The sequence below is a fragment of the Bacillus manliponensis genome, from assembly GCF_000712595.1.
Classification (GTDB): Bacteria; Bacillota; Bacilli; order Bacillales; family Bacillaceae_G; genus Bacillus_A; species Bacillus_A manliponensis.
Genome location: NZ_JOTN01000045.1, coordinates 1 through 9078 on the forward strand (window position 1 = coordinate 1; position 9078 = coordinate 9078).

General features: G+C 34.3%; 13 protein-coding genes and 1 pseudogene. 12 read left to right on the forward strand and 2 right to left on the reverse strand.

Annotated elements, in window-relative coordinates; translation table 11 throughout:
• The 9 genes and pseudogenes from BAMA_RS22720 to BAMA_RS22760 form a co-directional block, all read left to right on the forward strand.
• Positions 1-584: pseudogene (locus BAMA_RS22720) on the forward strand (hypothetical protein); the annotation flags it as partial.
• Positions 584-1645, forward strand: a complete 1062-nt coding sequence (locus BAMA_RS22725; protein WP_034644218.1) for a hypothetical protein — start codon at positions 584-586, stop codon at positions 1643-1645. The pseudogene BAMA_RS22720 and the gene BAMA_RS22725, both read left to right, overlap by 1 nt.
• Positions 1646-1664: 19 nt before the next feature.
• Positions 1665-1997 (forward strand): hypothetical protein, encoded by a 333-nt coding sequence (locus BAMA_RS22730; protein ID WP_051759067.1) that lies wholly within the window; start codon positions 1665-1667, stop codon positions 1995-1997.
• Between the two features lie 162 nt (positions 1998-2159).
• Entirely contained in the window at positions 2160-2855 is a 696-nt protein-coding gene (locus tag BAMA_RS22735; protein ID WP_034644220.1) for a hypothetical protein, read from the forward strand.
• 34 nt (positions 2856-2889) lie between these two features.
• The gene (locus BAMA_RS22740; protein ID WP_034644222.1) at positions 2890-3084 is read left to right on the forward strand and encodes a hypothetical protein; all 195 of its coding nucleotides are present in this window, start codon (positions 2890-2892) and stop codon (positions 3082-3084) included.
• Positions 3085-3096: 12 nt separating this feature from the next.
• Positions 3097-3753: a hypothetical protein gene (locus tag BAMA_RS22745; RefSeq protein WP_034644224.1), complete on the forward strand. Its 657-nt coding sequence runs from the start codon at positions 3097-3099 to the stop codon at positions 3751-3753.
• 144 nt (positions 3754-3897) lie between these two features.
• Positions 3898-4356, forward strand: a complete 459-nt coding sequence (locus tag BAMA_RS22750; RefSeq protein WP_034644226.1) for a phage holin family protein — start codon at positions 3898-3900, stop codon at positions 4354-4356.
• Entirely contained in the window at positions 4356-5243 is an 888-nt protein-coding gene (locus tag BAMA_RS23670) for a peptidoglycan recognition protein family protein (protein ID WP_051759068.1), read from the forward strand. The genes BAMA_RS22750 and BAMA_RS23670 overlap by 1 nt, the downstream gene beginning before the upstream one ends.
• A gap of 153 nt (positions 5244-5396) precedes the next feature.
• Entirely contained in the window at positions 5397-5891 is a 495-nt protein-coding gene (locus tag BAMA_RS22760) for a hypothetical protein (RefSeq protein ID WP_034644230.1), read from the forward strand.
• A gap of 325 nt (positions 5892-6216) precedes the next feature.
• Here the strand turns inward: BAMA_RS22760 and BAMA_RS25065 are convergent, their stop codons facing one another.
• Together BAMA_RS25065 and BAMA_RS22765 are read right to left on the reverse strand one after the other, a co-directional pair.
• Positions 6217-6393: a hypothetical protein gene (locus BAMA_RS25065; protein ID WP_200874721.1), complete on the reverse strand. Its 177-nt coding sequence runs from the start codon at positions 6391-6393 to the stop codon at positions 6217-6219.
• A 3-nt stretch (positions 6394-6396) separates the two neighbouring features.
• The gene (locus BAMA_RS22765) at positions 6397-6600 is read right to left on the reverse strand and encodes a helix-turn-helix transcriptional regulator (RefSeq protein WP_034644232.1); all 204 of its coding nucleotides are present in this window, start codon (positions 6598-6600) and stop codon (positions 6397-6399) included.
• Positions 6601-6916: 316 nt separating this feature from the next.
• Between BAMA_RS22765 and BAMA_RS22770 the strand changes: the two genes are divergently transcribed.
• From BAMA_RS22770 to BAMA_RS22780, 3 genes are read left to right on the forward strand one after another with little or no spacing between them, the layout of a single operon-like run.
• Positions 6917-7111 carry a hypothetical protein gene (locus BAMA_RS22770; RefSeq protein WP_034644235.1) on the forward strand — a complete coding sequence of 65 codons (195 nt, stop codon included), beginning with the start codon at positions 6917-6919 and terminating at the stop codon, positions 7109-7111.
• Between the two features lie 14 nt (positions 7112-7125).
• Positions 7126-8289 (forward strand): FtsK/SpoIIIE domain-containing protein, encoded by a 1164-nt coding sequence (locus BAMA_RS22775; RefSeq protein WP_034644238.1) that lies wholly within the window; start codon positions 7126-7128, stop codon positions 8287-8289.
• Positions 8273-8881, forward strand: coding sequence for a replication-relaxation family protein (locus BAMA_RS22780; RefSeq protein ID WP_034644243.1), 609 nt, complete (start codon positions 8273-8275; stop codon positions 8879-8881). The genes BAMA_RS22775 and BAMA_RS22780 overlap by 17 nt, the downstream gene beginning before the upstream one ends.
• The last annotated feature ends 197 nt before the right edge of the window (positions 8882-9078 follow it).

Below are 9078 nucleotides of genomic sequence, written 5' to 3' on the forward strand. Positions count from 1 at the left end.
ACATCACGGATTTAAGAATGAAAAGTGATTTGTGTGGAATTGTACATGGCACAGTAAATCAGGTAGACACATCAGAAATATTTCATCAATTTCAGGACTGGTTTGAACGCATGAAAGAGAAAGGGAACTCTGAGTTGGCATCATGGACAAATGAGCAGAAGCAATTGTTTATTGATTGGTTTAACGGGTTAAAAGACATCCTTTCTCAAAATGCTGAAACAAATATTCTAAATAAAATTCATGATATTGAAGTAGAAATCGGAGAGCAGATACAGCTTAAAACAATTCATAAGACATCTGTAGTAGGCGCAATTAATGAACTTGCAGATGACTATGATGAGTTCTCAACTGATTACGACAATTATGGTGTCGCTAGAAAAGCAGAATGGAAAAGAAGTGATGGTACATTGTACCGGAAGTCTACGCTTTCTAATCCTGACATAAGAGGAAACTATTTATCACAGCAAGTCGTATATTATGCAGCAAACGGTACAACCGCTGTAAAAACACAGCAATGGGCATACACGTATGATAATAGAGACAATAAGACTAGCGAGAAGAAAATAAGCGAGGTGTTTCATTAATGCCATTTCTAGGATCACATGGTATCGGTAAAAAGAAGATGCGAAGATTCGAAGTAGTGGAGGCAGTAGATAAACTACAGTTTCCTATAGTGCGTTCAATGGTTCTTAGAAGTTCTCATAGATACGTTGGGGTGGACTTGTATAAAAAAAAATATATTTTTCAATGTACAGCAATTACTGAATATAGAAGTTATTTTTATGTTTATAAAATGAATGATTTTTCTAGAGTTAAAGAATTCGAGTTGCCATTTGAATATCAAAATTTCTATAAAGCTTTTGTTGTAGATAATTTATTGTTTGTCTGTGGTTATGATGCCAATTTGAACGATAGGTATGAGCGCACATTTGTTTATGACATGAATACATGGGTGGAAGTTGCATCGTTTACCTGTGCAGTATCAGAAGTAATTAGCGTTGATGAAAACAATATTTACGCTCTTACGGTTTCACCAGGGGACGGCTCATCTAGCTTTACGGTAATATCAAGAAAAGGTTACACGCAAACTAAGTTAAAACCGCCCGGGGTAAACTCACCGCAGTATACAATACTTAAACCTACAAACTATGTCTATTATTACGATTTTTATGATAGGTCAAAGAAAGGTATCCTATCACCTTCAGGTGTTTTAGTAAATAACAATCCAGATGATCGTTTTACTAATGCACAGGCTGTTGCTTTGAATGGTGAGATGCTGTATTTATTCTCTTATAGTTATGTTTCTGAAAGATTGAACTATTTAATTAAAGTTTCTTATTTTGATAAAAATTTCAATTTTATCAAACAAGAATCTTTAAACACAACTATAGATATATCTCCAATATGGTCTATGGCGTATATCCATAACAAAGGTTCAACGATGACGGTAGGTGGTTATGGTTTAGGGTCTTTTAAACTGGAAAATGGCTTCTTTGCAGACGGAACCGCAACATACGGCAAGCGGAAAGCGACCTTTATAGGTGGAAGCCTTCTGCATGCTTATGATGATGGGTATGGAGCTGTTTTCATAGTAAGAGATGAAACAGAAATAAAAGCTGTTAAATCATATGTTGATTTAGCTTAAATGAAGGGATAGAGAGAATATGATTTATATTAAGTATAGTAGTACTGGAGAAATTGAGTTGATTCATAGCACGCCTTTTCATCCTGAATTAGGTTTAGGAAAGACAAAAGAAGAATTGGAAAAGGAAGGTTTCTTTGTGAATGAGATACTTGAGCCGGAACATCGTGAAGGTAAGGTTGCGATACTTAAATGTAACGTTACAACAAAGACTTTGTATTACTTATATGTAGACAAGCCTTTGACGCAAGAAGAAGTTTTGAAGAATTTGCAAAAAGAAAATGAGGAGTTAAAACGAAACCAAAAGCTTATGTGGGAAAAGATAGAGGAGTTAATGAAAAGCATACCCAAATAGGCTTTTTTGTTTTGTATAAAATACGGCATTTATATGGATATTAAAGAAATTCGCAATCCCCTAAAATATATTAAATAAAACATATTTTTCTATATCTCTTTTTAGCAAAATGTTATTATATTAATATGTTTTAATAATATTATAAATAGGGGATGTATGTTGATGTCAGAGCAAAGAAAGAGTTTATATATTGCAAATTTTAATTGTACGTTTGGAAAAGATGATAAACCTATGCTAGATTATTTTCAAGAAATTGTTATGCCTGCATTTCAATTACCTAAAAAAAGGGAAAGCGAAGGGAATAAGTATTTCTTTGAAAAAGTAAGGTTAATTATGACACAAGGTTCAATTATGTTAGGTGGATTATTAGTAAAGAGCACAAAGCTAGAAGTGAAGTCATTATATATAGAAGGAGAAGGTTTGAAGTCGACTGATGAGTCTTATCCATCTGCTCCGTATTCATATTTTTTAATAAATTTACAAAACCATAGGATGGTGATTGTAAAGAATCAAAAAGGAAGTCCTAGCCTGGGAAATTTCTCAGCAACAGCAAGTTTCTTGTTGAAAGACTATATTCGTGAATTTAACAAGGGTGTCGAGGAGAAAGAAGAGAAGCTACCGATGGCAAATCTTAATGTTGTGGCAATACCTTCTGAAGATGTGATAAGAAAAGAGTTGAAAAAAGTAAAGAAAATTAAAGAAGTTGTTCTTCGTTTTTATCCATTAAATGGTGATATTGATGGCAAAAAGATATTTAGTTATTGGAGAGATGAATTAAAAGAATTGGGTAGTAAAAGTGGTTTCACTCAAATAAACACACCTGGTAATAAGGAGAAGGTAGTGGAGAGGGTTAGTTAAACCAGCTATTAAGGTTGAATATAAGAATGGATCGGTGAAAAGGTTAAAAGATGATTCTTTTACAGAAGAAATGCAAATACCTTTAGAAGATACAGGTAGCTTTCATGAGGATTTAGCTAATATAGCTGGTAAAGTTATAAATAAAGAGGAATTTAATCATACTAGTGAAGAAAATAAGCGTATATATCAAAATCTGTTTGGAACCTTAATGGATATGATTAAGGGTTAAGAGGAGGTTGTGATGGATCAAGAGAAAAAGAATCGATTATTGGTCAACTTAGGAAGGTTAGTTGATTCTGATATGGAGTCGCGTCATATTATTAAGCAGAGTTTAGCTTTACAAATTCCTTCGAGGCATAGATTCTTGTTTCTGTTATTATTTTTCGCAGTCTTTTTTGCTATACAATATTATATTTTAATTAAGTCTGGAAAGATTATAGAGAAATTTGCGGGCCTTTTAGGGAATGTAAATGATATAGTTGTTCCAACTTTTGCAGTGATAATTACAGGTTATGCTATTTTTCAAGCACTTGTAAATGGTCCTACATTAATTAGTCTAATCACAATAAGTGAATCTGATAAGAGCAAATTTGAAGAATATAATCTTTATTTTCTTGGGATTAGTATGCTGTATTTGTTTCTTATAATATTAAATCTGTTATTAATGTTTTTCTTTAATGTTGTTCCAAAAAATTGGAGTTTACCATTAATACCGGGTTATATTAATGAAATCATAGCGTCTGTGTTATGGACAGTTTATTTAACTTTTTTAATTAATTCATTGATTGAGTTAAAGAGCTTTGTTTATAATTTATTTCAATGTTTTAGAATTAATGCAATTGCAAGCGGTGTTGATTTCTTAAAGCAAGAAAAAGATAAGTCTGAAAAAGATAAATAGATTTACCTTTTATATAAGGATGGTAACCGTGAAGAGGGGATATATAACCGAGTAAGATACTGAGTGGTTTTAAAATCATATATATTTGAATTGAAAAGAGAAGCGATAAAACGCTTCTCTTTTCATTTTGGAAGGAGAGGGAGAATGAAAGAGCATATCGATGTGGTTTGGAAAGGATCTACAGCAATATTTGGAGCGTTCTTTGGTTTTGTATTCGGGGGGTGGAGTCAATTGTTACAGGTTTTAATGTACGCATCGATTATTGATTATACATCGGGCATGGCGGCAGCAGGGGTGAATGGGGAGTTAAAATCAAAAATCGGATGGAGAGGGATATTCAAAAAGATTATGATGTTTGCCCTCATTGCATTGGCAGCACAGGTAGACATGTTGTTTAAAGAGCAAGGGTTAAACCTTGAAGTATTTGGTTTACAGGCTTCACTGCAAGAAGCTTTTATCATGTTCTACTTGGGAAATGAGTTACTTTCAATCATTGAAAACGCAGGGCGTTTAGGATTGCCGCTTCCATCATTTGTCGCTGATGCAGTTGAAATTTTAAACGGTAAGTATAAGAAAAAAGAACAAAAAGGAGAGGTTGAATAATGAACATTGTAGACATGAGAGGTAAGCTACGTTCGAACGGCTCATATGAAGACTATGGTGCTTCTAGTAAAACAACTATAGTAGTGCATCATAGTTTGACCAAAACGGGAAGTGCAGAAGCATATGCCCGTTATCATGTGGATGTAAACGGATGGTCCGGCATCGGTTATCAATTTGTGATTGAGCAGAATGGAACGATTAAACAATGTCAAAATATCGGTGCTAATTCGTATCATGTAGGCAATCATAATAAATATTGTGTAGGTATTTGCTTAACTGGTGATTTCCGCATACAAGAACCGACAGCAGCACAAAGGTGCAGCTTATATGAACTTATCACGTACTTACAAAAGACGTATCCAAATTTAAAATATGTAAAAGGTCATAGTGATCTCAAGGGTTACGAGTGGAAAGATTGTCCTTGTTTCGACTACAATCGTGTATTACGTGAAGAAGCTGCAGGAGGTTCTATTGGTAGCAAACCTTTACAACCAACAGGTATCGGTCTTGCTAGGTCAAAATATGAAGATGGATACAATATTAACCTATTCAATAGTGGGGAAAAAGACGCTTGGGTAACTGGACATGTGATTAATAAAACCTATCCATACCTTATTCTTGAGGGACGCTGGTATGGTGGAGATGAAAATATGCTTTGCTTAGGCTGGGAGAAATGGGCAAAGCAAGAGCATTTCAATGTGCAATGGTTTTACGCATATTCTAAATTCCCATCTGACTATGGTATTAATACGTTCGATGCTCCGAATGGTAATTTTAAAGGTAGAGTTTTTGGACATCAACCTCTTGGTATTTATGCACGTAGAGATGAGCATATCGATATTGGTCAAAACACTTGGATACCTGAGAAACATTTCGATATACGATAATAAGTAGAGCCAGTTCCTTCGGGAATTGGTTTTTTGTGTTTTTTTACATTATAAACAAAAAATAACTATAAAAACAAAAAATGGTATTTACATATCAATCTTTATATTGTAGTATAAAGATTGTAAGTAAAATACATATTAGGGGGAAACAGTATGAAAAAGTTAATTGCTGCAACTTTTATGGCGGTATTAGCGTTTGTATCTTTCGATACTTCATCTGCGATGGCGGCTGGGAATTCTCACGCTGACATTATCCAAAAAAATGGGGCAAGTTACAACACTATTAAAGTAACAAAATCTTTACACAACAGTCCAGATAATCCAACTGTAGTGAATTATGTTAGTCCTGTACAAGATGTACATGTAAGACAAGCATCAATCAAGATTGATACATGGTTAGGTGAAAGATGGCTGCGTTACCATCCTCTGATTTATGGCGGTGTTCATGATAGCTTACACCATGCTTTAGATGCTGGACAAGCAGATCTTTACGTAACAGAAAGAATGATTCTGTATAAAACTGCGTGGCAGAACGAAGCATTAGGACCTTTCCCTGATACAGTAACACCTCAAACAGTTAATGTAAAACAAGTATGGTATGAAATTGATACTTGGTTAGGACCAAAATGGATTGGTTACAATATGTAACGAAAAAAAGCACTCATGACGAGTGCTTTTTTATTGCTGTCTATTTGTATAGTAAAATCTTAACGCTCAATTTACGTCTCTTTAATATTTAACTGCTAAAATTTAACATGTAACGAAATCTAACGTAAAAGGGGATGGAGTTAATGGGCAAGTATAAAGTAACGGTATCAGATGGGTAGTATTCAGAACGTGCCATGACGAAAGAAGAGGAAGAAGCGTTTCTTTTCTTGAAGGAAAAGGTATTAGACGAAATGTCAGAGGGAATGCCTATATAATATATATAAATAAAGCCAGTTCCTTTTAATAGAGAACTGGCTTTTTATGTTTATTTAGTTTCGATTTGTAAGTAGTCAGCTTTACTCAGCTCTTCTTTTTCTTTCCTTGTAATTACTGTCCCTACACCATAGTAGTTTTCAAATACTTTACGAAAGACTTCTTCTCTTTTCTGTGTACCGTAGGTTTCTTTAATAACATACAAACAAGATTTCTTTTTTCTTGCCACAGGTTATTCCTCCTCTACAATCCAAATATCCTCTATGTACATATTAAGGGCTTTTGCAATTTTATATGCGGTTGGGAATGTCGGCAAGTTGGTACCATTTACAAGTGCGCTCATTGTGGATTGACTAATATCAATGTTTTTAGCGAACTCCTTTTGCTTAATTTCTCGTTCAGCAAATATTACACGTAACCTACATTTAAATTCCATGCTTATCCCTCCTAAATATATAGAATTCAATGGATAAAATGAGTTTCCTTCCTGCTAAATGTGTACCAATTTAAAAAAGTTCTGAAGGACAGGCAAGCGAAATTTGTCCGGAACATATACCTATACCAAAGTAGTTACAAAGGTAATGAAACACAGAAAATATATTTTGATACTTTTGTAGCTACCAAATTAATTTATCTTTTGTTACTGCAGTAATTGTCATAGTATCTACCAAAGTATTGATACCACGGTTTACAAGCTAATAAGCACTTTAAATTTAAGGATTTCGGTTGTGTTTATAAAGGGGGAGATTTGTATGGTGGGAACTTACATTGCATTATCGGCAGTTGGAGTAGTTACTATTGGTGGAGTAGTGTTGGAGAAACATCTTATGAAAAACGATAAAGTAGCTGCATCACGTTTACTATCAGATGGATTGTATCATGGTGTTCGTCTTAGTGGAATAGCATTCATTGGTTATGTATTTATCCGAATTGTAATGATGTTTTAAGGAGGTATTGGCGTATGAAATTGGTTAAAGAATGGTTTCACCAAAAGACTTTAAAACATCAACTTACAGAAGTATTTCAAAAGGCTGGTCTGTACGTGGAACATGAAACAAAGGGTGGAAAAGTACCTATTTATCCGAAGATACATGCTATTTCTGAAGATGATGAGAGGACGCAATATGTATTTACTTTACCAAATGGGTTAGATCCAGAGCGGATACAGAAAAGGTGGTTTTGTTTTCAGCAAATCTTAGGACGGAATATTAAAATCGAGGGTGATATTAAAAGATTTATATTAAACGTTTATTCTTCAAAGACCGGATTGAATCCATATTCGTATAGTTACAGTCAAATAAAAAGTCAGTTATCACAATGCAAGTTACCAATTATGATAGGTAAAGATGAGTTTGGTAATTATCTGATTTATGACATGGTGGAGCAACCGCAGTTGTTAATTGCCGGTGAAACAGGAAGCGGAAAAAGTAGCATGTTAAGAGTGATACTTACTACATTGATTCAGTATATGCCAGTTCAAAAATTGCAATTGCACCTGGGTGATTTAAAGCGATCTGAGTTTCATTTTTTAAATAAGGTGGAGCATGTAGTAGGGATTTATAAAGATAAGAAGAGTTTAGCTGCAGCATTATTGAAATTGCGCCTCGAATTAGAAAAGCGTGGTAACTTATTGGATGAAACAGAATTAAGTCACATCGATGAATATAACAAAACAGCAAATGAACCGTTACCATACATTGTAGTTTGCATTGATGAGGTAGCTTTGCTACATGGAGATTCGAATGTTATGGATGTGTTGGATGATATAGCTGCAGCTGGGAGGGCACTTGGAATGTTTCTTATTCTTTCCATGCAAAGACCAGATGCAGAGGTGTTAAACAGTCGTGTGAAAAGTAATTTAACGGTTCGTATAGCATTCCAAGCAGCGGATAAAATAAATAGCCGTATCATTTTAGGAACAGAAGGTGCAGAAGCTATAGATCGACCAGGGGAAATGCTAATAAAGTTGAAGAAACTTATGCGAATTCAAGCACCACATTTGGAATTAGAAAAAGCTAAAAAGATTATTAAACCCTATAAAGTGAAAGAGAAGTGTAAATTGGTGTTACTTGAAGAACCACAACAAGAATTGTTTGGGGTGTTGGATGATGAGGCAGAGGGATAAAGCTATTTTAGATGACTTGCAAAAATTTCGTTGTATGTCACGGGATGACATTATTGATTTGCACTTTGGAGGGTTAAAGAACCCAGTTACTTCATGTAATACCGTGTTAAAGCGACTTCGAAGAGATGGATATATAGAAGTTAATACGTTGCAACAACCTTTTGTATACTTTCCTCATCCAAGCCTTATACGAAAAAGTAGTCAAAAAATCGCGCACTTTCTGGGAATAGTAGACGTATATAAACAGTTGCTACCTCACGATAAGCCAAAGAGATTTGATGTTGAACCGAAGTATGGAAAAGGTTACATGGAACCTGACATATTCACTATTTGGAGAAGGGCACCATTCTTTATAGAATACCAAAACTCTGTATATAGCACAGCTGTTATGCAAGAAAAAATCAAACGTTATGAAGCTTATTTTTATAGCCAAGAATGGAAAAAAGAAAGGTGGCAACCTGAAGGTAATAAAATATTCCCTCCAATTTTAATCCTCGCAAGTAGAACATATTCACTTAGTGGTAACTTACGCATATTTCAAGCAACTTCCATTGAACATTTTCTAAAGCAAACTGTGTTCAAATCAAAATAAAAAAGTGCTAACAAGTTTGCAAACAGAATTGCAAACGAAAATGCAAACTAAACGAATACTCGTATGTAATGGTAAGAGGTAAACTGTCGCTGATATGTCCTCTAAACCTCTACAATATAATGCTTTTTAATCTTGTATAAACATGTATAAAACTTATCACTTCATTCGTACGCAGTCTGGGCACCATGTTGTATAAA

Coding starts and splice junctions, on each gene's coding strand:
- BAMA_RS22725 (WP_034644218.1), top strand. CDS start 584: ATGCCATTTCTAGGATCACATGGTATCGGTAAAAAGAAGATGCGAAGA.
- BAMA_RS22730 (WP_051759067.1), top strand. CDS start 1,665: ATGATTTATATTAAGTATAGTAGTACTGGAGAAATTGAGTTGATTCAT.
- BAMA_RS22735 (WP_034644220.1), top strand. CDS start 2,160: ATGTCAGAGCAAAGAAAGAGTTTATATATTGCAAATTTTAATTGTACG.
- BAMA_RS22745 (WP_034644224.1), top strand. CDS start 3,097: ATGGATCAAGAGAAAAAGAATCGATTATTGGTCAACTTAGGAAGGTTA.
- BAMA_RS22750 (WP_034644226.1), top strand. CDS start 3,898: ATGAAAGAGCATATCGATGTGGTTTGGAAAGGATCTACAGCAATATTT.
- BAMA_RS23670 (WP_051759068.1), top strand. CDS start 4,356: ATGAACATTGTAGACATGAGAGGTAAGCTACGTTCGAACGGCTCATAT.
- BAMA_RS22760 (WP_034644230.1), top strand. CDS start 5,397: ATGAAAAAGTTAATTGCTGCAACTTTTATGGCGGTATTAGCGTTTGTA.
- BAMA_RS22765 (WP_034644232.1), bottom strand. CDS start 6,600: ATGGAATTTAAATGTAGGTTACGTGTAATATTTGCTGAACGAGAAATT.
- BAMA_RS22770 (WP_034644235.1), top strand. CDS start 6,917: ATGGTGGGAACTTACATTGCATTATCGGCAGTTGGAGTAGTTACTATT.
- BAMA_RS22775 (WP_034644238.1), top strand. CDS start 7,126: ATGAAATTGGTTAAAGAATGGTTTCACCAAAAGACTTTAAAACATCAA.
- BAMA_RS22780 (WP_034644243.1), top strand. CDS start 8,273: ATGAGGCAGAGGGATAAAGCTATTTTAGATGACTTGCAAAAATTTCGT.